The 23439-nt window shown below is 72.0% G+C and carries 20 protein-coding genes; 8 read left to right on the forward strand and 12 right to left on the reverse strand.

What is annotated here, in order from left to right; genetic code table 11:
* Position 1: 1 nt before the first annotated feature.
* From OG440_RS24265 to OG440_RS24310, 10 genes are all read right to left on the reverse strand, one after another.
* Positions 2-1336 (reverse strand): hypothetical protein, encoded by a 1335-nt coding sequence (locus tag OG440_RS24265; protein ID WP_406008891.1) that lies wholly within the window; start codon positions 1334-1336, stop codon positions 2-4.
* 74 nt (positions 1337-1410) lie between these two features.
* Positions 1411-2442, reverse strand: a complete 1032-nt coding sequence (locus OG440_RS24270; protein ID WP_406011443.1) for a glutamate ABC transporter substrate-binding protein — start codon at positions 2440-2442, stop codon at positions 1411-1413.
* 122 nt (positions 2443-2564) lie between these two features.
* Complete coding sequence (locus OG440_RS24275; protein WP_406008892.1) at positions 2565-3956, reverse strand: hypothetical protein; 1392 nt, start codon at positions 3954-3956, stop codon at positions 2565-2567.
* Between the two features lie 179 nt (positions 3957-4135).
* Positions 4136-5110 carry an N-acetylglucosamine kinase gene (locus tag OG440_RS24280; protein ID WP_406008893.1) on the reverse strand — a complete coding sequence of 325 codons (975 nt, stop codon included), beginning with the start codon at positions 5108-5110 and terminating at the stop codon, positions 4136-4138.
* A complete protein-coding gene (locus OG440_RS24285; RefSeq protein ID WP_406008894.1) occupies positions 5101-6366 on the reverse strand; it encodes a 6-phospho-beta-glucosidase in 1266 nt (421 codons plus the stop codon). Before OG440_RS24285 ends, OG440_RS24280 begins: the two co-directional genes overlap by 10 nt.
* Positions 6367-6372: 6 nt before the next feature.
* On the reverse strand, positions 6373-7266 hold the full coding sequence (locus OG440_RS24290; protein ID WP_406008895.1) for a carbohydrate ABC transporter permease: 894 nt from the start codon (positions 7264-7266) through the stop codon (positions 6373-6375).
* A gap of 4 nt (positions 7267-7270) precedes the next feature.
* Positions 7271-8215, reverse strand: coding sequence for a carbohydrate ABC transporter permease (locus OG440_RS24295; RefSeq protein ID WP_406008896.1), 945 nt, complete (start codon positions 8213-8215; stop codon positions 7271-7273).
* A 2-nt stretch (positions 8216-8217) separates the two neighbouring features.
* Positions 8218-9567 carry an ABC transporter substrate-binding protein gene (locus tag OG440_RS24300; RefSeq protein WP_406008897.1) on the reverse strand — a complete coding sequence of 450 codons (1350 nt, stop codon included), beginning with the start codon at positions 9565-9567 and terminating at the stop codon, positions 8218-8220.
* 118 nt (positions 9568-9685) lie between these two features.
* The gene (locus OG440_RS24305) at positions 9686-10897 is read right to left on the reverse strand and encodes an ROK family transcriptional regulator (RefSeq protein WP_406008898.1); all 1212 of its coding nucleotides are present in this window, start codon (positions 10895-10897) and stop codon (positions 9686-9688) included.
* A 375-nt stretch (positions 10898-11272) separates the two neighbouring features.
* A complete protein-coding gene (locus OG440_RS24310) occupies positions 11273-12385 on the reverse strand; it encodes a mechanosensitive ion channel family protein (RefSeq protein WP_406008899.1) in 1113 nt (370 codons plus the stop codon).
* 324 nt (positions 12386-12709) lie between these two features.
* On the opposite strand from OG440_RS24310, the gene OG440_RS24315 reads away from it, so the two are divergent.
* From OG440_RS24315 to OG440_RS24335, 5 genes are all read left to right on the forward strand, one after another.
* A complete protein-coding gene (locus OG440_RS24315; RefSeq protein ID WP_057600138.1) occupies positions 12710-13246 on the forward strand; it encodes an HNH endonuclease in 537 nt (178 codons plus the stop codon).
* A 165-nt stretch (positions 13247-13411) separates the two neighbouring features.
* Positions 13412-13996 (forward strand): putative immunity protein, encoded by a 585-nt coding sequence (locus OG440_RS24320; RefSeq protein ID WP_406008900.1) that lies wholly within the window; start codon positions 13412-13414, stop codon positions 13994-13996.
* A gap of 354 nt (positions 13997-14350) precedes the next feature.
* Positions 14351-14557: a hypothetical protein gene (locus OG440_RS24325; RefSeq protein WP_406008901.1), complete on the forward strand. Its 207-nt coding sequence runs from the start codon at positions 14351-14353 to the stop codon at positions 14555-14557.
* Positions 14558-16660 carry a 4-alpha-glucanotransferase gene (gene malQ, locus OG440_RS24330; protein WP_406008902.1) on the forward strand — a complete coding sequence of 701 codons (2103 nt, stop codon included), beginning with the start codon at positions 14558-14560 and terminating at the stop codon, positions 16658-16660.
* A gap of 501 nt (positions 16661-17161) precedes the next feature.
* The gene (locus tag OG440_RS24335) at positions 17162-17443 is read left to right on the forward strand and encodes a hypothetical protein (protein ID WP_406008903.1); all 282 of its coding nucleotides are present in this window, start codon (positions 17162-17164) and stop codon (positions 17441-17443) included.
* 131 nt (positions 17444-17574) lie between these two features.
* Here the strand turns inward: OG440_RS24335 and OG440_RS24340 are convergent, their stop codons facing one another.
* Positions 17575-18153, reverse strand: coding sequence for a TetR family transcriptional regulator (locus tag OG440_RS24340; protein ID WP_406008904.1), 579 nt, complete (start codon positions 18151-18153; stop codon positions 17575-17577).
* Positions 18154-18764: 611 nt separating this feature from the next.
* Here OG440_RS24340 and OG440_RS24345 point away from each other — a divergent pair.
* The 3 genes from OG440_RS24345 to OG440_RS24355 all read left to right on the forward strand — a co-directional run bounded on the left by OG440_RS24345 (position 18765) and on the right by OG440_RS24355 (position 22733).
* Positions 18765-19046 (forward strand): hypothetical protein, encoded by a 282-nt coding sequence (locus OG440_RS24345; protein ID WP_406008905.1) that lies wholly within the window; start codon positions 18765-18767, stop codon positions 19044-19046.
* 103 nt (positions 19047-19149) lie between these two features.
* Positions 19150-20649, forward strand: a complete 1500-nt coding sequence (locus OG440_RS24350) for an FAD-dependent monooxygenase (RefSeq protein WP_406011444.1) — start codon at positions 19150-19152, stop codon at positions 20647-20649.
* A gap of 113 nt (positions 20650-20762) precedes the next feature.
* Positions 20763-22733, forward strand: coding sequence for a hypothetical protein (locus OG440_RS24355; protein WP_406008906.1), 1971 nt, complete (start codon positions 20763-20765; stop codon positions 22731-22733).
* 165 nt (positions 22734-22898) lie between these two features.
* Here the strand turns inward: OG440_RS24355 and OG440_RS24360 are convergent, their stop codons facing one another.
* Positions 22899-23420, reverse strand: a complete 522-nt coding sequence (locus tag OG440_RS24360) for a MarR family winged helix-turn-helix transcriptional regulator (RefSeq protein ID WP_406008907.1) — start codon at positions 23418-23420, stop codon at positions 22899-22901.
* Positions 23421-23439: the final 19 nt, after the last annotated feature.

Raw genomic sequence — 23439 nt, forward strand, 5'->3', positions numbered from 1 at the left:
GCTACTGCTCCCCCCTACGGTCCTCGAGGCCACCCTGCTCCGGCACGCGCGGTGCCGTGAACAGTTCGGCGGCCGCCTGCTGGTAGCGCAGGACGGCTTGTCCGGCGACGCGCAGATCACAGGGTGCGCTCCACAGCATGCGGCGCGCCGCGTCGTAACGCTCGATGAGGAACGGGTCCTCGGCGAGCCCGTGCCGGGCGACCTTCGCCTTGTACGCGTCGAGACGGCCGCGCAGTTCAGCGCGGACCGCCAACGGCTGGGTGACCGCGGTCAACGACTCACGGGCGCGCAGCAGTTCGTCCTCCGCCTTCTGCTCCAGGGACTCCAGGAGCGGGGACAGGCGGTGCCACTGGGCGTGCCGGCGGTACTCGGCGGCCGTCGCGAGCTGCTCCTGGAGCACGGTCGGCGGGCCGCTGACCACCGGCACCTCCGTCGCGGCGATCTTCGCGAGCACCTCGCCGCGCGCGGTGCGCGCCTCGGCGAGCGTCCGGTCGGCCCGGCTGAGGGTGTCCCGCAGTTTCAGCAGCCGCTGCTCGGCGTCCTGGCGGACCGTCAGCACGGCGTCGATCTCCCGGCGTACGTCCTCCAGGGCGCGTGCCTCACGGTCGTACACCGTGGTGTCCGGACGGCCGCCGCCGGGCGCCGAACTGCCCTGCGCGCGTACCCAGAAGGCGAGCGGGTCCGACACCACCTGCTCGCGCAGGTCGGTCAGGGTGCGGGTGATGCGTTCGAGGTCGTCGCCCGCCGGGTGCTCGCCCGGGCGGACGCCGACGGAGTGGGCGAGCCGGCGGGTGCGCTGGAGCTCCGCGGCCAGTAGGTCTATCCGGGCGGGCAGCGCCGACCACACCGCGTCGGCGGTCACCACCATGTCGAGCGAGGACGCGTAGAGCTCGTTCATCCGCTCGACGAGGGTGGTGAGGGAGAAGCTGTGGCTGAGCCTGCCGGAGCCGTGCAGCGTCGGCGCGTTGGCGGTGGCGGCCGTACCGGCGGCGGAGCCCGCCACCGTGACCGACTCGCCGCGCAGCAGTTCCGTCAGCTCCGCCAGGTCCTCGCGGCTGGACCAGCGGCGGCGCGAGCGGATGTCGCGGGCGCCGCGCAGCGCGTCCGTGTACGCGTCGAAGTACGTCCACAGCAGCGTGATCGACGCCTCCGCGGAGGCCCAGCGCTCCTTGGTGACGCCGGTGAGTTCGGCGCCTTCGAGGAGCCTGCGGCCCGCGTGGTCCTGGAGGGCGAGGAGCGAGGTCTCGATCGCCTCGTGCTCCGCGCCGAGCCGCGCCAGCGCACGGTCGACCTCGTCCCGGTCCATCACCGGCCCGGGGGGTCCCGTGACGCCCATCGATCACCTCTCGCTGCTGTGTCGGTTACTCGGCTCTGTCCGCCGTCCGGCCCGCCGTCCCGCCCGCCGGGCGGTCAGCTCGTGCTCAGGTACTGCGGCGTGGGCGGCTTCGACTTCGTCGAGTCGGTGCCCAGTGTCGCCGACAACCACGTGTCGTACGACGCCTGCCAGCCGTTCGCGCGGTACTCCACCAGGATCTGATTGACCCGGCGTACCAGATCCGTGGCCTTCTTATCCATGGCCACGCCGTAGTACTCGGTCGTGAACGGGGCGCCCTTCAGTTCGACCGTGGGGTCCTGGGCGGCCTGGCTGGCCGCGAGCGCGCCGTCGGTGACCACCGCGTCGACCTCGCCGAGCTGCAACCGCACCAGGCAGTCGAGCTGGTTGGGCACGGGGGTGGCGATCACGACACTGGAGGCGATCTTGCCGGCCTTCTTGTCCTCGACCAGCTGGGTGTTGGCCGTCGAACCGGTCGCCGTGCAGACCTTCTTCTTCGCCAGGGTGTCGTCGTAGCCCTTGATGGTCGAGGACTTGGGCGCGAGGACCTGCTGTCCCGTCTTGAAGTAGGGCGCGGAGAAGGCGACATCGGCGAGGCGGGCGCAGGAGATCGTCATGGTGCGTACGACCATGTCGACCCGGCCCTCCTTGATGGCCGGGATGCGCTGGTTGGTCGGGATGGCCTTGAACTGGACCGCGTTCGGGTCGCCGAGGATGTCCTGGGCGATCCGGTGGACGAGGTCGATGTCGAAACCCTCCAGCTCCGCGCCCGTGTTGTTCGGGTCGCGGTAGCCCCAGCGGTAGCTGTTCTGGTCGACTCCGACGATCAGCTTGCGCTTCTCGCCCTGCCGGGCCTTGATCGCGGCGATCGTCGGGCCGTCCGCGGTCGACGGCGCCGGCGTCAGCTTCTCCGGGGCCGTGCAGTCGGCGTCGGCCGCCTGGGTGCCCGTGGCGACGCCTTGGCCGGCCCGGCCGGTGCTTCCGTCGCCGGGCGACCGGGTCGTCGCCGGCAGCAGCAGGACGAAGGCCAGCGCGAGGGCGCACAGGGCCGCCATCGCGCCCACTCCGCCCCAGCCCCTCAGACCGGCCCGTAGCCGTCGCACACGCATCGTCACGCCCCCTTCCACCGGTACGCCTCCTTCCGCCGGTTCGCTCCCGCCCGCCGAGACGCTCCTGCCCACCGGCAGGCGCCGGGTCACCGATCCGCGGCCGTTCACCGGGCCGCGCCCGTTCACCTGTACTCCGACAGTCTGCGGCCGATGCCGACGACCGCGCCCGCGGCGCCCAGCACGGCGAGCACGGCGGCGCCGATCGGCAGCCCGGTCATCGCGCCCAGACCGTCCCCCGCCGCCTGGCGGAACTCGGTCTGCTCGTGCGCCAGCGCGTTCGCGAGGTTCTTGTCGACGCCGTCGAAACAGGCGCCGGTGGCGTCCTTGCCGCCGATCACCAGGGCGAGCGCCTGCTCGTAGTTGCCGTTGTCGTCCTGCTCGCGGGCCGCGGTGTGGCGCTTCTTCCACTCGACCATGTTGCTCTCGGCCGTGGCGACCGGCTTCTCGCCCGCCTGGTCGTCGGCGAGCTTCGCCGCGAGGGTGAGGCCCTTGCCGAGGGTGGTGATCTCGGTGCTGAAGTCGTGGTCGTACTTGTCGAGCGTCACCTCCTCGCCGTCGGCCGTCACCTTCACGGTCTCGGCGCCGCGCGCCACCAGCGTCAGGTTCTCGTTACCGCGCGCCTTGAGCGACGCGATGCGGGCGTCGTGCAGGACGTTCAGCGAGCGGACGCCGTGGTCGTAGGAGTCGTCGAGGTCCGCGCGGGCCACGCTGTGGCCCACGACCAGCCAGAGCAGGACGATCGTGGTGGTCGCCGTCGCCGCGACCAGGCCGTGGTTGAGGACTCGGTTCGTACGGCGGTAGTTGCGGTGCTGCGCCCAGGCGAGGCCGGCCAGCGCGAGGACGCCCAGCGCGATCGCCGCCCATGGGTAGGGGGTCGCGTCGCCGTAGTCGTCCTCGAGGCGCTGGTTCTCCTTCGTGTAGAGATCCTGGGCTGCGGGGAGCATCTCCCCCTGCATCTTCTGGTTCGCGTACCGCAGATAGGCGCCGCCGACGGGGAAGCCCTGCCGGTTGTACGTCCGCGCGCGCTCGACCAGGCCCTTGTACTCGGGCAGCAGGGTGTTCAGCTTGGTGATGACCGCGGTGGAGGGCGAATCGGGGTCGGCGTTGTTGGCCGCGGTGACGAGCTTGGAGGCGGCCTCGTCGATGTCCGTCTCGTAGCGCTCCCGGGACTCCGCCGTCTCCTGACCGCCCGCCAGGAACCCGCTGGAGGCGGCCGTGTTGGCGTCGGCCAGCGAACGGTAGATGTCGGCCGCGGCCGCGCTGAGCGGCTGGCTCTTGTGCAGGACGTCGTCGGCGGCGGCCGCGCGGTCGGTCGTCTGCCAGGCCGTCACGGCGCCGAAGGCGAGGACGAGCAGGGCGAGGAATGCGCCGATGACGCGGAGCCTGCCCGGCTCCGTGGTCGCCGCCGCGCGCGCCTTGTCCACGCCCTCGGCGAACGCCGTGCGGCGCGTCGGCGGTGGCGCCGCGGCCGGCGCGAGTGGCGCCACGGTGCTGCCTGGTGCCGGGTTTGCCACGTTTGACCTCCCCCATGGTCATCTACCGCCGCCAGTATCGCTGGCGGGACCGGTCATGCGCACCGGCCTTCACTGGATCTTGATCAGATCGCAGTCACCCCTGTCCATGAGAACGCGTCGGGTGGGTGTTCGGTTCCGTCGTGGGCGCTCCTGTTGTGCCGGGGGACGCCTGCGCTCACTCACCCCGCGTCGAAGTGTCCGCGCACCCTTCGCTGCACGTCGGCGTCGGCTCCCAGCCGGTCCAGGCCCAGCAGCGCCGCCCCCAGGACCGGGCGTTCCCGTACGACGCGCGGCACCGCCTTCGGCGCCCGTGCGGCCAGGAGTTCCCGCACCCCGTCGTCCAACTGCTCGTGGCCCGCCGTGAGAACGCCTCCCCCCAGAAGTACCGGTGTCTCCTCCTCCAGAAGGTCCAGACGGGTCAGCGCGACCGTCGCCATCGACACCACCTCCTGCGCCAGCCGGTCGACGATCGTGCGCGCGACCGCGTCGCCGTCGCGTGCCGTCCCGAAGAGCACCGGGGTCAGTTCGTGGCGGCGGGACGGGGGGATCCGCTCCAGGTGGAGGGCCTCGATCAGCGCGTACATGGACGGCAGTCCGAAGTGGGACGGGAGCGCGTCGGTGAGGACCGTCGGGCCGCCCCTGCCGTCCTCTGCCCTCGCCGCATGCCATATCGCCTCCTCGGCCAGGCCCCAGCCGCCGCCCCAGTCGCCGGAGAGGCGGCCGAGGGCGGGGAAGCGGGCGGTGCGGCCGTCGGGACGCATGCCGACGCAGTTGATGCCGGCGCCGCAGACGACGGCCACCCCGCGGGGCTCGGCGACGCCCGCCCGCAGGATGGCGAACGTGTCGTTGCGGACGTCCACGGAGGCGCCCCACGCGCGCGCGTGCAGAGCTGCCGCCAGTTGCTCCTCCTCCACCGGCAGGTCCGCGTTGGCCAGACAGGCCGAGACATGGACCGCCGCGTCGACGCCGGCCGCCGTGTACGCGCGCGTGACGGTGTCGGCCAGGGCGTCCACCGCCGCCGTCACGCCCACGGCCGGCGGGCGGAACCCGTCACCGCGGGCCGTGGCGAGGACCTCTCCGTCGGCCGCCACGACCGCGACGTCCGTCTTGCTGTTGCCCGCGTCGATGGCGAGCACGCTTGCCGTCAGGCCCACGCGAGATGCTCCCGGTTGTGTGCGACGAGTCGGTCGGTCAGCTGCTCGGCGTACTCGTACTGGGCGATCAGGGGGTGCGACAGCAGGGCCTTGAAGACCCGGTCGCGGCCGCCGTGCAGGGCCGCTCGCAGGGCCAGGTCCTCGTACGCCGTCACGTTCGCCATCAGGCCCGCGTAGAGCGGGTCGACGGGCGGCACCGGGAGCGGGGACGGACCCTTGGGGCCCACCGCCGCCTGGACCTCGATCACCGCGTCGTCCGGGAGGAAGGGCAGCGTGCCGTTGTTGAGGGTGTTCACCACCTGGTAGGGGCTGCCCGAGCCGGTGAGCAGCGCCGCCGCCAGGTCCACCGCGGCCTCCGAGTAGTAGGCGCCGCCGCGCTTCGCCAGCAGCTCCGGCTTCTCGTCCAGGGCCGGGTCGGCGTACAGCGACAGCAACCGGCGTTCCATGGCTGCCACTTCGGACGCCCTCGACGGCTTCGTGCGCAGCTCCCGTACGACCTCGTCGTGCGCGTAGAAATACCGCAGGTAGTAGGAGGGGACCGTGCCCAGCCGGTCCAGGAGTACGCGCGGCAGGCGCAGGTCGGCGGCGATCGTGTCGGCGTGCGCGGCCAGGAGGCCCGGCAGCAGGTCCTCGCCCTCGGGGCCGCCCAGGCGCACCCCGGTCTCCCAGGTGAGGTGGTTGAGGCCCACGTGGTCCAGGTGGATGTCGGCCGGGGCGACGTCGAGCAGGGCGGCGAACTTCCGCTGGAGGCCGATCGCCACGTTGCACAGACCGACCGCCTTGTGACCGGCCTGGAGGAGGGCGCGGGTGACGATGCCGACCGGGTTGGTGAAGTCGATGATCCAGGCGTGCGGGTTGGTCCGGCGGACCCGTTCGGCGATGTCCAGGACCACCGGGACGGTCCGCAGCGCCTTCGCGAGGCCGCCGGCTCCCGTCGTCTCCTGTCCGACGCAGCCGCACTCCAGCGGCCATGTCTCGTCCTGCTCGCGGGCCGCCTGGCCGCCGACACGGAGCTGGAGCAGCACGGCGTCGGCGCCCTCGACGGCCGCGTCCAGGTCGGACGTCGTCACGACGCGGCCCGGATGGTCCTGCCGGGCGAAGATCCGGCGGGCCAGGCCCCCGACGAGTTCCAGGCGGTCGGCCGCCGGGTCGACGAGGACGAGTTCCTCCACGGGGAGGGTGTCCCGCAGGCGGGCGAAGCCGTCGACGAGTTCGGGTGTGTAGGTCGAGCCGCCGCCGACCACGGTGAGTTTCATGGCTTGTTAACCCTTTACTCCGGTGAGGGTGACACCTTCGACGAACGCCTTCTGGGCGAAGAAGAACACGAGGATCACGGGGGCCATGACCAGCACGGTGGCCGCCATGGTGAGGTTCCAGTCGGTGTGGTGCGCGCCCTTGAACGACTCCAGGGCGTAGGAGAGGGTCCACGCGTCCGGATTTTCGGAGGCGTAGATCTGCGGACCGAAGTAGTCGTTCCAGGCGGCGAAGAACTGGAAGAGGGCGACGGCGGCGATGCCGGGCTTCGCCATCGGCAGCACGACCTTCAGCAGGGTGCGCAGATCGCCGCAGCCGTCCACCTTCGCCGCGTCCAGGTACTCGTTCGGGATGGTCAGCAGGAACTGGCGCAGCAGGAAGATCGAGAACGCGTCCCCGAACGCCAGCGGGATGATCAGCGGCCACAGGGTGCCCGACAGGTCCAGCTGCTTCGCCCAGAACAGGTACATCGGGATGACGACCACCTGCGGGGGCAGCATCATCATCGAGATCACCAGCATGAGCGTCAGATTCCGGCCCCGGAAGCGGAGCTTGGCCAGCGCGTACGCCACCGGGACGGACGAGACGACGGTGAGGACCGTGCCCAGGCCGGCGTAGATCAGCGTGTTCCGCCACCAGGTGAGGAAGCCCGGGGTGTCGAAGACCTTCTTGTAGTTGGCCCACTCCCAGGTGTGCGGGACCAGGTCCCGGCTGAGCGCCTGGGAGTCGCTCATCAGGGACGTCAGGAACACGAACACGAAGGGGAGGGTGAAGAAGAGGGCCGCGGCCAGGCCGAGGGAGTGGACCGCGATCCATTCCAGCAGGGCCTGGCGGCGGGCGGTGCGCTCGGCGGGAGAGGAGGGGGTCCGCAACTCCGCCGGACGGTCCAGTACTTGGGTCATCGGGTCAGTCACCTGCCTGGATGAGACCGCCCCGGCGCCGCATCAACAGCGCGGTGAACGCCATCGACAGGGCGAACAGGACCAGGGCCACGACACAGGCCGAGCCGTAGTCGAAGCGCTGGAAGCCGAGGTTGTAGACGAGCTGGGGAAGGGTGAGCGTGGAGTGCTCGGGGTAGCCGGGCTCGAACATGGTGCCCGCGCCCTGGATCACGCCCGAGGCGACCTTTCCGGCCACCAGCGGCTGTGTGTAGCACTGCATCGCCGCGATCACGCCGGTCACGACCGCGAACATGATGATCGGCGAGATGTTGGGCAGGGTGACGAACCGGAACCGCTGCCACGCCGAGGCGCCGTCCAGTTCCGCGGCCTCGTACTGCTCCTTCGGAACGTCGAGCAGCGCGGCCATGAAGATGACCATCAGGTCGCCGACCCCCCACAGGAACATCAGGGTGAGGGCGGGCTTGGACCAGTTCGGGTCGTTGAACCAGCCCGGCGCCGGGATGCCGAGCTTCTCCAGCAGGGAGTTGACCGGCCCGGTGCCGGGGTTGAGGAGGAAGGCGAAGGCCATGGTGGCCGCCACCGGCGGGGCGAGATAGGGCAGGTAGAAGAGGGTCCGGAAGACACCCGTACCGGTCTTGATCTTCGTGATGAGCATGCCGATGCCGAGTCCGAACAGGACCCGCAGGGTCACCATGATCACGACGAGCCAGAGCGTGTTACGCAGGGCCGGCCAGAAGAAGGGGTAGTGCTCGAAGACGTACGTCCAGTTCTTCGTGCCGCTCCACGTCGGCGGCTTGAAGCCGTCGTAGTGCATGAACGAGAAGTAGACCGTCGAGATCATCGGGTACGCGAAGAAGACCGCGAAACCGATCAGCCAGGGCGAGAGGAAGGCGAGGGTGCGCAGTGCCGAGCGCCGGTGCTTCGCCCTCAGGGTGTGGGTGGCCGCCATCGCTACTTCGCCTGCGCGATGTCCGTGTCGATCTGCGCCGCCGCCTTCTTCAGGCCGGCCTTCAGGTCGGTCACCTTGCCGCTCTCGTAGTCGTAGCCGAGCTGCTGCACGGTGGTGAGGTAGACGCCACCGTTGATCGACGCGGGGGAGGTGGTCGAGTTCGGGTTCGCGGCGATGTCCAGGAACGTCTTGAACCGCGGGTCGTACTTCAGGTCCGGGGACTTCAGCGCGGCCAGCGTGGACGGCACGTTGTGGATGGCGTTGGAGAAGGCGACGACCGCGTCCGTGTCGGTGGTCATGTACTTCACCAGCTCCCAGGCCGCGTTCTGCTTCTTGCTGGTGGCGGCGACACCGGCGATGGTGCCGGTGATGTACCCCTTGCCGTACTGGGCCACCTGGTCGTCCGCGACGGGCAGCGGGGCGACGCCGATCTCGAAGTCCGGCTCGGCCTCCAGCGCCATGCCCAGCCGCCATTCACCGTCGAGCTGCATGGCGACCTGACCGGTCTGGAAGGGGTGCTTGGGGCCCCACTCGTCGCCGAGCGTGGAGCGGAAGGTCTCCAGCTTCCTGAAGCCGCCGAGGTCGTCGACGAGCTTCTTCTGGAGGGTGAAGGCGGAGGCGACGGCCGGGTCGGTGGCGATGGTCGACTTGCCGGCGGTGTCGAAGTACGTCGGGGAGAACTGGCCGAGGTAGTGCTCGGTGGTCGTCTCCCAGCCGTGGTAGTTCGGCATGAAGCCGAGCTGCTTGAACGTGTTCCCCTGGGGGATCGTCAGCTTCTTGGCGTCGGCCTCGAACTCGGACCAGGTCTTGGGGGGCGTGGTGATGCCCGCCTTCTCGAACGCCGTCTTGTTGTAGTAGAGGCCGTACGCGTCGCCGAGCAGCGGGACGGCGCAGCGGTTGCCGTCGAACTGGGTGTACTCGTTCATGGCCTTGGGGAAGGTCGTGGACGGGTCGATCTTCGCCTTCTCGAAGAAGGGGTCGAGGTCGACGAGGGCGCCCGACGAGCAGAACTTGCCGACGTTGTTGGTGGTGAACGACGAGATGACGTCGGGCGCCTTGGTGCCGCCCGCGCGCAGCGCCTGGTTGATCTTGTCGTCGGTCATGTTGCCGACGACGTTCACGTGGATGTTGGGGTGCGCCTTCTCGAAGCCCGCGATCAGGGACTTCACGGCCTTCACCTCGTTCGGCGCGCTCCAGGCGTGCCAGAAGGTGAGGGTCGTCTCCTTCGCCGCGTCGTCGTCGGAGCCGGTCGCGGACTGGCCGGTACAGGCGGTCGTGCCGAGCAGGAGGGCCGTGGAGGCGGTGAGGGCAAAAGCCGCCTTTCGGACGACTTCGGATATGCGTGTGGGCATGGCGGAGCCTTCCAGGGACAGGGCAGGGTGAGGGGAATGCGGTGGGACGAGGTGCGGTGCGGTGGAGCAGGGTGGAGCGGGGTGAGGTGAGGGGCCGGGGGAGGGGGGTGGTGGTCGGCTAGCGCGAGGTGTCGAAGACCTCGTCGCGGGTGGCCGCCAGCGCGCTCTCCAGCGCGCCGCGCAGCACGGGCCGTTCGGTGACGTCGCCCATGACCAACTTCGGCCGGGACGCGGCCAGTTCCTCCAGCTCGTCCTGGACGAGGGCGCGCAGCACCTCGCCGCCGGCGGTCAGGGAGGCGCCGCTCAGGACGACGAGTTCGGGGTCGAGTACGGAGACGAGCGAGGCGAGACCGGTCGCGAGCCGGGTCGCGTACGTCTGGAGCAGTTGCCGGTGCGCGGGGGTGTCCTCGGCGGCGGCCCGCTCGACGAGCGCGGCGGCGGCGTCGGCGTACGGCCCGGACGGGATGTCGCCGATACCGAGCTCCCGGGCCAGCCGGGGCACGGCCTGGGAGCCCGCCAGCTCCTGGAAGCCACCGCTGTTGGCCTTGGTCACCTGACGGACCAGGGGCGCGCCGGGGACCGGCAGGAAGCCGACCTCTCCGGCGCCGCCGGTCCAGCCGCGGTGCAGCCGGCCGCCGAGGACGAGGGCGGCGCCGAGACCGCCCTCGTTCCACAGCAGGACGAAGTCCTCGTGGCCGCGCGCCGCGCCCAGGCGCTGTTCGGCGACGGCGGCGAGGTTGACGTCGTTCTCGTACTCGACCGGCATGGGCAGGGCCGCGGCGAGATCGTCGAGCAGCGCGGGGGAGTGCCAGCCGGGCAGGTGGGAGGCGTAGCGCAGGCGACCGGTGGTGGGGTCGAAGGCGCCGGGGGTGGCGACGACCAGCCGCCGGACCTCGGCCCGGGTGAGGCCCGCGGTCTTCACCGCGCCGTCGAGGGCGTCGGTGACCTGCCGTACGACGGCGTCGGCGGTCTTCCGGCCGGGTGTGGGCACCTCGAACGTGCCGACGGTCCGGCCGGTGGCGTCGGCGACGGCGGCCAGCACGCGCTCGGGGGTGACGTCGAGCCCGGCGGCGTACGCGGCGGCCGGATTGACCTCGTACAGCTGCGCGTTGGGGCCGGGGCGCCCCTCGGTGGTGCCGGTCGCGAGCACCAGTCCCGCCGCCTCCAGCCGGGCCAGCAGTTGTGAGGCGGTCGGCTTCGACAGGCCGGTCAGCTTGCCGATGCGGGTCCGGGACAGGGGGCCGTGCGCCAGCAGCAGGTCGAGGGCGGCGCGGTCGTTCATGGCGCGCAGGACGCGCGGGGTGCCCGGCGTACCGGCGGTTGCTGCCATGGGGTGGACACCTGCCTTTCTGAACTGCCCAGCTTCTCAAGTCCGCCGGACGCAAGTCCACATCCGGTCACTGTTAGGAAAGTTTCCTATCGGCTGGCAGGAACGTAGACCCGTCACGAAGGGGACGTCAAGGAGTGAAAGGGGAAACACCGCCGAGGCAACCGAGTCGTTACTTCGGACTCACGCCGGGCGCAGGTCGCGCTCACGCCGGGCTCACGCCGGGTTCGCCCAGGGGGACGGCGTGTCCGGCGGGGCCCGGAAAACGCCGGAAGGCCACACCCCGGAACATCGGGATGCGGCCTTCCGACAGCCGGCCTTCGGGCGTACGAACTTCCGGTGTACGACCTTCAGGCGTACGAACTTCCGGCCTACGGCCTACTTGGTGGGGCCGGCCGGGGTGGCCGACCGCGGCTGGGTGATCGGCGTCGCCGCCGCCACCTGGGGCGAGTCCGCGTTGGAGAACACCGACGGGGCCGCGACCCCGGCCGTCGGGTCGGCCGGGTCCTCGGCGACGGGAGCGGTCGCGCCGCCCACGATGCGGATGTCGGCCGCGTCGAAGGCACGCTTGACGCGCCAGCGCAGCTCCCGCTCGACGGTCAGGGCCTTGCCCGGCATCGTCTTCGCGGAGACGCGGACGACCATCGAGTCGAGCAGGACGCTGTCCAGGCCGAGTACCTCGATCGGACTCCACAGGAGCTCGTTCCAGGGCTCTTCCTTGCTCATCTTCTCGGCGACCTCGTCCAGCGTGGCCTTGACCAGGTCGAGGTCCTCGGACGCCTTCACGGTCACGTCGACGCCGGCCGTCGCCCAGCCCTGCGAGAGGTTGCCGATCCGCTTGACCTCACCGTTGCGGACGTACCAGATCTCACCGTTGGCACCGCGCAGCTTCGTCACGCGCAGCCCCACCTCTATGACCTCGCCGGTGGCCACGCCCGCGTCGATCTGGTCACCGACGCCGTACTGGTCCTCCAGGATCATGAACACCCCGGAGAGGAAGTCCGTGACCAGGTTGCGCGCCCCGAAACCGATCGCCACACCCGCGACACCGGCCGAGGCCAGCAGCGGGGCCAGATTGATCTCGAAGGTGCCGAGCACCATCAGGGCGGCCGTGCCGAGGATCACGAAACTCGCCACCGAGCGCAGCACCGAACCGATCGCCTGCGAGCGCTGACGCCGCCGCTCGTTGTTGACCAGCAGCCCGCCCAGCGCCGTGCCGTCGACCGAGGAGACGGTGCGGTTCATCCGGTCGATCAGCTTGGTGATCGCCCGTTGCACCACCACTCTCAGCACCACCGCGATCACCAGGATCAGCAGAACGCGCAGACCGATCGCCAGCCAGGTCGACCAGTTCTGCTCGACCCAGCTGGCCGCGTTCGTCGCGCTCTCCTGGGCGTCCTCGAGGGACGGGACGGTCACCGCGGTCGGCGACTCCGAGGGAGTCGGCGACGGCGACGCGTCGACGGCCGGTAGGACGGCGGGCAAGGACACGGCAGGTACCTCCAGGTGCTGCTCTGCTCCATTCGGTGCGGCGGTCAAGGACGACACGCGCTGCGAGGTCACGGAAAGGTCACCGGACGGGCAGAACCACCACACTAACGGGGCATTGTGAGTGGTCCTGCGTGATTCGTGAAGGAGAGACAGTCCTCACCTGCGCTTGAACCGGTCATGATCCTGGGGAGACAACAGGGTGTGGTCGAAAACACTCCCGGCCCGTTACCGGGACATGGTGGCGCGTCCACCAGGCAAGAGGGGAGACTGACCACAGATCGTCCCGGCGCGAGCCACGCGCCGCCGACGCCCAAGGAGGCATCCGTGCCGCATGTCCTGGTCCTCAACGCGTCGTACGAGCCGCTCGGCGTCGTACCGCTCCGCCGCGCGCTCGTCCTCGTCCTGGAGAACAAGGCGATCTCCCTCGAGGAATCCGGCGCCTTCCTGCACAGCGCGACCGTCACAGTCCCCGCACCCAGCGTGGTCCGGCTCAAGCGATTCGTCCGGGTTCCCTACCGGGGGCCCGTTCCTCTGACCCGCCGGGCGCTCTTCGCCCGGGACGGGGGCCGGTGCATGTACTGCGGTGGCGTCGCAACCAGCGTCGACCACGTCATCCCGCGCAGTCGCGGGGGCAAACACGTGTGGGACAACGTCGTGGCGTCCTGCCGTCGCTGCAACCACGTCAAGGCCGACCGGCACCTCGTCGAGATCGGCTGGCGGCTGCGCCACAAACCCGCTCCTCCTTCCGGACTCGCCTGGCGCATCATCGGCACCGGGCACAGGGACCCGCGCTGGCTGCCGTACCTCCAGCCCTACGGCGCCGACGACGCACTGGCCCGGATCGACGGCATCTCCGCCTGACGCTCCGGGTCTTCCTGTGGCGTCGCCCGCGTCCTCGCAAAGGGGCACGGCGCGTCTTCGTACCGCGTCACAACGGCCTGCGAGCCGGGTGTGACCGGCTCCGGGGGTCCCCAGCGCCCCCGGAGCCCATCGTCCGTCCGTGACGCGTGAGGGCAGGATGGGGCCGTGCCCACAGAGTCGGACAAGATCGAGCTGAGCGAACAGGAACTGCGGGAGATCACGGGCTACGCGGCCGCCTGCGCACGGAGAACGCTGCCGGTCTTCGAACAGAGCCTTCCCTCGGACCCCCGCCCTCGCCACGCCGTCGAAGCGGCGGACGCCTTCGCCGGAGGCGGCCGGCGTACGGGCGCCCTGCGGCAGAGCGCGTGGGCGGCGTACCGGGCGGCGCAGGAGGCCGGGACCGCCTCACCCGCCGTGGCCGACGCGGCACGAGCGGCGAGCCACGCGGCGGCCGCCGCGTATCTGCATCCGCTGGCCGACGCGCACCAGGTGAAGCACGTTCTCGGCGCGGCGGCCCACGCGGCCCGGGCGGAGGAGCTGACCTCGGGAAACCGGCAGGTCGCCCCGGGGGCCCCGGCCGCAGTGGACAGCCCCGTCACCGAAGGGACCTTGGAGTGGGCGTGCCGGCACGCGCCGCCGGCGGTCGTCGCGGTGCTCGGTCGGCTGCCGGCGGCGCCTCCCGGAGGCGGGCGCGTGGGAGAGCTCATGCGCGACCTGGACGCCGCTCTGCGCGCCGGAGGCGCGATCTGAGGGAGGTCGACCGCGTGACCTGAGGGAGGTCGACCGCGCGATCCGAGGGAGGGGCGACGGCGTGACCTGAGGGAGGTCGACCGCGTCGGCACGGGGCGTGCGGTGGTGGAGCCTGGCCGCGCGTTGCGGCGCGCGCGGGTGCGTGGCGGCGCCTGGTGGCGCGTGCCGGTGTGCGGGGGCGCGTCGTGGTGCGTGGTCGTGCACAGGGTGGTGTCGGCGTTTCGGCGCGCCGGTCCGCCGTGTCGGGGCGGGACCCGGGTGGGGAGGGCGGCGTGTAATGACGTGAGGACGTCTGTCCCCGCGTCCGCTGGGTAGGGCTGGGGTATCCGATGCCGTACTGATGAGGAGGCCACCGTGATCGCGCCGGCCCGCTCCAAACGCCTGGCGGAGCACTCCGCCGTCACCCCCGCCGGGTTCGAGGACCCCTGCCTCCGCGCCTTCAGCGCCGAGGGCACCCGCGCCGAGACCCCGCTTACCAGCGAACCTCCGCTGCCCGACGCCGAGCCCCTGACCAGCGAGCCACCGCTCGCCGTCGCGGACTCCGACTCCACGAGGCCCTAGATGACCGTGCCCCCCGGAGAGGAGCTCGCCCGGCTCGCCACGCTGCACGGCGTCGCCACCTCCTACCAGCCCTCCCCGGACCGCACGGTGACCGCCTCGGCCGGTGCCGTCACCCGCGCCCTGGCCGCCCTCGGCGTCGACGCGGGCACCCCGAAGGCCGTACGTGCCGCACTCGCCGCCCGGGAACGGGAGCTGCGCGAGCGGCTGCTGCCGCCGACGGTGGTCTGCTGGCGTGGAAGCCCCTGCGAAGCGCTCGCCGCGCTTCCCGAGGGGACCGCCCTGCGGGTGGACACCGAGCAGGGCGAGTGCCGCGACTCCGTCGAGCAACTCCCGTTCGGGGTGCACCGGCTGACGGCCACCGCGCCCGACGGGCGGACCGGCCGGGCCCACCTCGTCGTGGCCCCGCCCCGCCTGCCCACGCCCACGGGACGTTCGTACGGACTCCTCGTCCAGCTGTACTCCCTCCTCTCGCGGCGCTCCTGGGGCATGGGCGACCTCGGTGACCTCGGCGAGCTGACCGCCTGGGCGGGACGCGCGCTCGGCGCGGGGTTCGTGCAGGTCAACCCGTTGCACGCGGCCGTCCCCGGCAACCCGACCGACCCCTCCCCGTACCGGCCCTCGTCGCGCCGCTTCCCGGACCCGGTACATCTGCGGGTCGAGGACGTCCCCGAGTTCGCGTACGTCCAAGACGACGAGGATCCGCGTTCCGCGCTGCTCGAACGCGCCGGGCGACTGCGCGAAGCCGTCCTGGAAAAGGGCGAGTTGATCGACCGGGACGCCGTGTGGGAACTCAAGCGCGAGGCGCTGGAGCTGGTCGCCCGGGTACCGCTCGGGCCCGGCCGGCGCGCCGCCTACTGCGACTTCCTCGCCGAGCAGGGCCAGGCCCTGGAGGACCACGCCACCTGGTGCGCGCTCGCCGAGGTGCACGGCCCGCAGTGGCGGCAGTGGCCGGCCGGCCTCCGGGACCCGCGCTCCGCCGAGACCACCCGCGCCCGCGGCGAGCTGATGGACCGCGTCGACTTCCACTCCCGGCTCGCCTGGCTCACCGACGCCCAGCTCACCGCCGCCCAGCGCGCCGCGCGCGAGGCGGGCATGCCGGTCGGGATCGTGCACGACCTGGCGGTCGGCGTGCACCCCGAGGGCGCCGACGCGTGGGCGCAGCAGGAGTACTTCGCCGCCGGTATGTCGGTGGGCGCGCCGCCGGACGCCTTCAACGCGCGTGGCCAGGACTGGGGCCTGCCGCCCTGGCGCCCGGACCGGCTGGCCGCCTCCGGCTACGCCCCCTACCGACGGCTCCTCAGAGCCCTCTTCCGGTACGCCGGGGCCCTGCGCATCGACCACGTCATGGGTCTGTTCCGCCTCTGGTGGGTGCCACAGGGAGAGCCGCCGACCGAGGGCGCCTACGTCCGCTACGACGCCGAGGCCATGCTCGCCGTCCTGGTGCTGGAGGCCTCCCGGGCAGGTTCGGTGGTGATCGGCGAGGACCTCGGCACCGTCGAGCCGGGTGTGCGCGAGACGCTGCGCGAACGAGGAGTGCTCGGCACGTCCGTCCTGTGGTTCGAACGGGACTGGGAAGGCGACGGGCGCCCCCTGTCCCCCGACCGCTGGCGCGACGACTGCCTGGCCACCGCCACCACGCACGACCTGCCGTCCACCGCCGCCCGGCTCACCGGCGACCACGTCGAACTCCGGGACCGGCTGGGCCTGTCGACCCGCCCGGTGGAGGAGGAACGCGCGGAGGCCGCCAACGACACGGCGGAGTGGCTGGCCCTGCTCACCCGGCTCGGACTGCTGGCCGGCACCGGCGGCGGCAGTGACCTCTCGTCGGAGGAGGCCGAGGTCCAGGCCGTCCACCGCTTCCTGCTGCGCACCCCCGCCCGCATGATCGGCGTCTGGCTCCCGGACGGCGTCGGCGACCGCCGTCCGCAGAACCTCCCCGGCACCTGGGACCAGTATCCGAACTGGCGGCTGCCGATCGCGGACGCGTCCGGCCGCCCGGTGACCCTGGAGGAGTTGGCGGCCTCGCCGAGGTTGCGGGCGCTGATCGAGGTACTGCGCGAGGAACACGGCCCCCCGGGCGGTACGCCCTCCACGGAGCCCTGAGCGGAAGCGGAAGCGGATGCGTGCGCGGGCGCGGAGGCTGAGCGGAAGCGGAAGTGGATGCGTGCGCGGGCGCGGAGGCTGAGCGGAAGCGGAAGTGGATGCGTGCGCGGGCGCGGAGGCTGAGCGGAAGCGGGTGCGGGCGCGGAGGCTTGGCGGACGCGTGTGTCTGCGCGGGCGCGGAAGCCTGGCGCAAGCGTGTGCGGGCGGGCAGGTGAGCGGCAGGCCCGGAGGAAGCGTGCGGGGGAGCCTGAACGGCCGCCCGTGCGGGCGCCTGTGTGGCAGCCGTGCGGGCGCCTGCGCGGCAGCCCGAGCGGCGGTCCGAGTGGCAGCCCTGGCGGGAGGGAGTGCACGGGGGAGGCGTGTGCGGAGCTCGCGGAGCCGGGTCGGGGCCGCGCAGGTGGTTCGAGCGCGGCGGTTGCCGGGACGGCCGTACGGGCACCCCGCGCCTCATACGGCACCCCGGGCGCGCGCTCCCGGACACCGTTCGCTAACTTGGGCACCGTGGACAAGAAGAACGCCCTGCGCGCCGGCGCCCTGGCTGCCGGTACGACGCTGATGATGCTGCTCATGTCGTCCCCCGCGCTCGCGCTGACCCGCGACGACGGTGACGACCCCGGCCCGGGTCTGAGCGTCGGCGAGACGCTGGGCCTCTACGTGGTGGCCCCGCTCGCGCTGTTCGCGCTGATCGCCGGCCTCGTGTGGGTCCTGGACAAGTCGAAGGACAGGCAAGACCCCACCAGCTCCAACATCACCGTCAAGGGCCAGGCGAAGGCCAAGGCCTAGCTCGCCGGCCCCCTGACTCCCGGCCCGGGATACGGGCTCAAGGGCGTCGGCCTCCTCCCTGTACGCGCATGTCCGTACGGGGAAGAGGCCGACGCCCTCGCCGCGTTTCCGGGGCCCCGCCCGGCCGGGCTCTACGGGTGGGGCGCCGTCAGATACCGCTGCACCGTGGGCGCCAGCCACGCCAGCACCTCCTGCCTGGGCAACGTCACGACCGGCGGGAAGCGCAGGACGTAACGGGTGAGCGCGAGCCCGAGCAGCTGGGTCGAGCAGAGCGCCGCCCGCGCCGGGACCTGCTCGGGGTCGGGGCAGACCGTGCGGGCGACCGGCAGGAACTGGTCGCGGAAGATGCCCTGCATCCGCTCGGCCCCGGCCTGGTTGGTCACACCGACCCGCAGCAGTGCGGTGAGCACCTCGTTCTCCTCCCACATGTCGAGGAAGTGGGTCACGAGGGCCCGGCCGACCTCCTCGCGGGGAAGCGCGGTGAGGTCGGGCAGCTTCAGGTCGACGGCGACGGCCGCCGCGAAGAGACCCTCCTTGCTGCCGTAGTAGCGCATCACCATCGACGGGTCGATGTTCGCGTCCCGCGCGATGGCGCGGATGGTGGCCCGCTCGTAGCCGTCGGCGGCGAAGCGTTCGCGCGCGGCGTCGAGGATGGCGGTACGGGTGGCGTCTGAGCGGCGGGGGGAGCCGGCGGGCTTGCTGTCTGGCATGCCAACAAGCGTAGGCCAACGAGGGTGGGCCAACAAGCGTGGGCCTATGGGGGCCGGGTCAATGGGGGTGGGCCAACAAGCGTAGGCCAACGGGGGCGGGTCAACGAGCGTAGGCCAACGGGGGTGGGCCAACAGGCGTGGTCCATCAAGCTTGGTCCGGCACCGGTAGGCCCGTAGGTGTCGGTCGCCGCAGGTGGGTCAACAGTCGTGGGTCGACGGGAGTATGCCAACGAGCGTGGGTCGACAGGCTCAGCCCGGCGCCGGGAGGCCAGTAAGTGTCGATCGCGCAGGTAGGTCAACAACGGTGGGCTGTCGACAGTCGTAGGTCAACGGGTGTCGGCCAACGGGCTCAACTCGGTGCCGACAGGTCAATAGCCGTAGGTCAACTGGCTCAGCCCTGCGCCGACAGGTCAACAGCCGTAGGTCAAGAGGCATAGGTCAGCAGGCATGGGTCAGCAGGCATGGGTCAACAGCTGTAGGCCAACGAGCGTTGACATCCGCCTCGCAACGGTTCTATCGTCGCCAACGAGCGTTGACCAACAACTGTTGGCGAACGTTCGTTGGCCAACAGTTGTTGGTGGTCAATGAGCGTTGGCATCCAGGAGGCCAAGATGACCGGCACCACTGGCACCAGCGAAACCCTCAGCACCTGCGACGTCACGGGCGCCGGCGAAACCGCCGACGCCACCCAGACCTCCGGCGCCGGCGACGCCACTAGCACCAGCGAAACCGCTGGCGTCAACGAAACCGCCGCCAGTGACAGCGCCGACACCTTCGGCATCGGTGACACCACCGGCACCACCGGCACCACCGGCACCACCGGCATCGGTGACACCACCGGCACCACCGGCATCGGTGACACCACCGGCAACCGGCACCACCGGCATCGGTGACACCACCGACGCCAGTGACACCACCGACACCACCGGCATCGCTGACGCCGCCGACACCATTGACACCACGGACACCCATCCCAGCGGTCGTCAGCGCGGCAGGATCAACAGCGCTCGGCGCCCCGTGATCGTCGTCGGGTCCGGGCCCACCGGTCTGCTGCTGGCCGGCGATCTCGCCACCGCCGGAGTCCGGGTCACCCTGCTCGAGAAGCGCGCTGATCACATCAGCAACCTCTCCCGCGCCTTCGTGCTGCACGCCCGTACCCTCGAGCAGCTCGATGCCCGCGGCCTCGCCGACGCGGTCGAGGAAGCAGGGCGGCCCCTGGACCGGCTCCGTCTCTTCGGCGGCCTCACCGTCGCCCTCGACAACCTCCCGTCCCGCTTCAACCACCTCCTCGTCATCCCGCAGTACGAGGTGGAGAAAGTGCTGCGGCAGCGCGCGGTGAAGGCGGGCGTGGAGTTCCGGTACGACACCGAGGTGACCGGTCTGAGCCAGGACGCGGACGGCGTGACCGTGCGGATCCGGACCGCCGCCGTGGCCGCGGACGCGGCTGCCACAGCCGAGAACGGTGGGGCGCGGGGCGAGGCGGCGGGTGAGGAACTGCGTGCCGCGTATGTCGTGGGTACGGACGGCATGCGCAGCGTCGTGCGGGACGCGATCGGACTCCCGTTCCCGGGCCGGTCGGTCATCCGTTCCGTCGTCCTCGCGGACGTCAGGCTGGCCGAGGAGCCCGAATCGCTGCTCACCGTCAACGCGGTCGGCGACGCATTCGCCTTCCTCGCGCCCTTCGGTGACGGGTACTACCGGCTGATCGGCTGGAACCGTGCCCGCGACGTCGCCGACGACGAGCCGCTCGACCTCGACGAGGTCAAGGAGGTCACCCGGCTCGCCCTCGGCCGGGACTTCGGGATGTACGACGCCCGTTGGATGTCCCGCTTCCACAGCGACGAGCGGCAGGCGCCCGCCTACCGCGTCGGACGCGTGTTCCTGGCCGGCGACGCCGCGCATGTGCACACCCCGGCCGGCGGGCAGGGCATGAACACCGGTCTCCAGGACGCGGCGAACCTGAGCTGGAAGCTCGCCCAGGTGGTCAACGGTCACGCGCCCGCCGGGCTCCTCGACTCCTACCAGGCCGAACGGCACCCCGTCGGCAGGTCCGTCCTGCGCAGCAGCGGTGGCATCGTCCGCCTTGCCATGGCCAAGCGCCCCTGGACCCTGGCGCTGCGCGCCGCGCTGACCGGGTTCCTCGGCGCGGTGGCTCCGGCCCGCCGCAGGGCCGTGGGTCAACTCACGGGCATCGGCTACCGCTACCCCGCTCCCCGTGGCGCCCACCGGCTCATCGGCGCCCGTGTGCCGGACGTCGCCCTCGCCGACGGCGGCCGCCTCTACGAGAAGCTGCGCGGCGGCCGTTTCGTCCTGATCGCCCCGGCGGCTTACGGCGGCCGGGACACCGCCGCCCACCAGGACCGGCTCGCCGTGGTGCACTGGGCGAGCGACCGCCGTACGGCACTGCTGGTACGTCCCGACGGCTATGCGGCCTGGGCGTCCGACACCGCCGAGCCGGCCGCCGTCGAGGCCGCCCTCGCGACGCACGTCGGCTGAGGAGCGCAGGAAGGCGCCCGCGGGCAGCGGTGCCGGTTATTGCGTCGACAGGTCACGGGCCGGGCTGACAGGCTCCTGCGCATGACCTACCGAATCGAGTTCCACACCGCTCGGTGAGCGCCCCGGCTGTGCCGCCGCTGCCGCCGCCCGCCTTGTACGACCACGTACTGCGTCTGCGGAGGGAGTCGCCGGACGGGCTCCCGCCCTGCCGCGGCTTCGACCTCCCCGCCGATCTCGGCACCGATCTCACCCCGGAGCCGGGACCCGCGGATACGCCGTCGTCCGGCGGTCGGATGCCGTCGTCCGGTAAACAGACGCCGTCGTCCGGCAACCAGACGCCGTTGTCCCGCAAGGCGGCGGCCGGTGTCATCCGGGAGGCGTTGACCCCGCTGCCGGAGGATCCGGCCGTCCTGCACCGCCGCTTCGCCGAACTCGGTGTGAGGGGCCGTCACCGGCATCTGATCCACTCGGCCGTCGCCGCCCTGCCGCTGCCGGCCGACGAGCACGCCACGGCCCGTGCCCTGGCGAGACGACTGACCCGGACCGGCGGCAGCGTGCCCGTCGTCATCGCGGGCCTCGCCCTTCTCACCCGCCTCGGCGAACCCGAGGACGTCCCGTATCTCTCCACCCTCGGCCTGCTCCGGCCGCTCACCGGGCCGGCCGTCCAGGCCCTCGACGCCCTCGACCGCCGGTCCGCCGCCGTCCTCAGTCTCGTGACCTCCGTCAGCCGCGGCGAACTGCGGCCGCTCGTCCGTGCGTTGGGGACGGGGGACGAGCGGGCCGTCCGCTCGGAACTGGTGGCCTTCCGTGCCGAACCCCGTTTCCTCGGTGCCACGACGGCCCGCCGTATCGCGGAAGCCGTCCGGTTGCCCCACCTGCTCGCCGGGCATCCCGACGACCCGGTCCTGCTCGCCCGGGCGGCCCGGTTGCTGGTCCGGATGGCATGCGCGAGCGGCGACACGACCGAACTTCCCACCTACCGCGAGGCACGCGCCGTGTACGAAACCGTTGTCACCCGGGCGGCTCTTCTGCCGCCGACCCTCGACGAGCACGCCACCCTCCTCTCGCTCGCCCTCGATCTGGGCAGCGGCCCCGGAGCGCTGCTGGACTGGCCCTCCGGCTGCCGCGAGACACTCCTCGACTCCCTCGACCGACTGCTGGCCGAGCCCTGCCGGACCGCCCCGGTCGACCTCGCCGTGGGGAACCCGACCGACACGGGCGAATCGACCGAGCTGACTTCAGGAGAGGGCGGGGTGACTTCGGAGGCCGACGCGGCCCGGCGGCTCAGGGCCCGCTGGATCCGGCGTACCGGACGGCGGCCGTTCACGGCCCCCGCCGGGCCCGACAGCGGGCTGCGCCTCGTGATCGTGGTCGGGGACCCGGTGGACGGGGGGACCGTCGAGACCCGCATCCTCGTCGACGGGCGGCCTCTGGTCCCGGCGGTCTTCCCGCACGGCCCGGCGCACAGCCCGGAGCTGCTTCTCGACGAGGGTCTGCTGCGGGCAGGTCCGGAGCCTCGCCGGGTGCGGCTGGCGGAGGCCTGGTGCGGCGAAGGGTGCTGCGGCGCGCTCCACGTCACCATCCGGCGTGACGGCGACCGGGTCGTGTGGGAGGACTGGCAGCGGCCGCCCCTGCCGGGCATCCGGGGGCCGGCGTCCGAACTCCCGGCCCTCCGGTTCGACGCCACCGCCTACGACGCGGAGATCGCCCGTGCGGAGGCGGACCGGACGTGGTGCTGGCCCGCCCGTACCGTGGCCCGGCTGATCAAGGGGGGGCTGGTCGACCGGCCGGAGCTGCTGAGCCGGTGGGACGCGCGCCGGGGCTGGATCGGCACCGGCCACGACGACCCGGACACCGCCCAGGTGACCTTCTGGTACCAGCCGGGACTCGGCGCGGGGCACCCGGAAGGGGATCCGCTCGTGTTCCGCTGGACCGTCCCGGACGACGGCACCCCGCCGGAGGCGCAGGCCGCCGCCGTCCTGCGGCGACTGGCGGAGGAGGACCCGAAGACCTACAGCCGGGTGAGCGGCGGCACCCGCGCACGTGCCGAAGAGCTCGGCTACACCTGGCCTTTCGGCGACTGATCCTCCCGGGCGACGGATCCTCTCAGCGACGGATCCTCCCGGCGACGGACCCATGGGCAACCGTCCCTTCGGTGACTGACCCTTCGTCGACCGCCCTCGGCCCGCCACCGGCCCGTCGACCGCCACCGGCCCGTCGACCGCCCCGGCCCGTCGAGGGCCCTCGGATCAGCTCCTCGGTGTCTCGGTCGTCAGCAGCAACTCCCGCAGAAGCCCGGCCAGTTGACCGGCCCGTTCGGTGTCCAGGGCGGCGGTCAGGGCCTCGGTCTGGGCGGCGAGGCCCGCGCCGACGGCCCGGTCGACCAGTTCGAGGCCCTTCTCGGTCAGCGTCACCTGGAGGCCCCGGCGGTCGTGCGGGTCGGGGGAGCGGCGCAGCAGCGCGGCCCGTTCGAGTTTGTCGAGGCGGCCGGTCATGCCGCCGGTGGTGAGCATGAGCGTCGCCGACAGCTGGCGGGGCGAGAGGGTGTAGGGCTCGCCGGAGCGGCGCAGCGTGGCCAGCACGTCGAACTCGCCGCGCCCGATGCCGAGAGCCGCGTACGCCTTCTCCATCCGGTCGCCCATCGCGCGCGAGAGCCGGGAGATCCGGCCGAAGACCTCCATGGCGCCGGTGTCGAGGTCGGGCCGGACCGTCGCCCACTGCTCGACGATCGCGTCGACAGGGTCCTTGCGCGGGGGCTGCGGGCTGCTCATGGGACGAGTATCCCCCCGA

It is taken from the genome of Streptomyces sp. NBC_00637 (genome assembly GCF_045161545.1).
Classification (GTDB): Bacteria; Actinomycetota; Actinomycetes; order Streptomycetales; family Streptomycetaceae; genus Streptomyces.

Excerpts from the sequence above, each read along its gene's own strand:
- OG440_RS24265 (WP_406008891.1), bottom strand. The coding sequence starts at position 1,336 with ATGGGCGTCACGGGACCCCCCGGGCCGGTGATGGACCGGGACGAGGTC.
- OG440_RS24270 (WP_406011443.1), bottom strand. The coding sequence starts at position 2,442 with ATGCGTGTGCGACGGCTACGGGCCGGTCTGAGGGGCTGGGGCGGAGTG.
- OG440_RS24285 (WP_406008894.1), bottom strand. The coding sequence starts at position 6,366 with ATGAAACTCACCGTGGTCGGCGGCGGCTCGACCTACACACCCGAACTC.
- OG440_RS24290 (WP_406008895.1), bottom strand. The coding sequence starts at position 7,266 with ATGACCCAAGTACTGGACCGTCCGGCGGAGTTGCGGACCCCCTCCTCT.
- OG440_RS24295 (WP_406008896.1), bottom strand. The coding sequence starts at position 8,215 with ATGGCGGCCACCCACACCCTGAGGGCGAAGCACCGGCGCTCGGCACTG.
- OG440_RS24300 (WP_406008897.1), bottom strand. The coding sequence starts at position 9,567 with ATGCCCACACGCATATCCGAAGTCGTCCGAAAGGCGGCTTTTGCCCTC.
- OG440_RS24305 (WP_406008898.1), bottom strand. The coding sequence starts at position 10,897 with ATGGCAGCAACCGCCGGTACGCCGGGCACCCCGCGCGTCCTGCGCGCC.
- malQ (WP_406008902.1), top strand. The coding sequence starts at position 14,558 with ATGACCGTGCCCCCCGGAGAGGAGCTCGCCCGGCTCGCCACGCTGCAC.
- OG440_RS24340 (WP_406008904.1), bottom strand. The coding sequence starts at position 18,153 with ATGCCAGACAGCAAGCCCGCCGGCTCCCCCCGCCGCTCAGACGCCACC.
- OG440_RS24345 (WP_406008905.1), top strand. The coding sequence starts at position 18,765 with ATGACCGGCACCACTGGCACCAGCGAAACCCTCAGCACCTGCGACGTC.
- OG440_RS24360 (WP_406008907.1), bottom strand. The coding sequence starts at position 23,420 with ATGAGCAGCCCGCAGCCCCCGCGCAAGGACCCTGTCGACGCGATCGTC.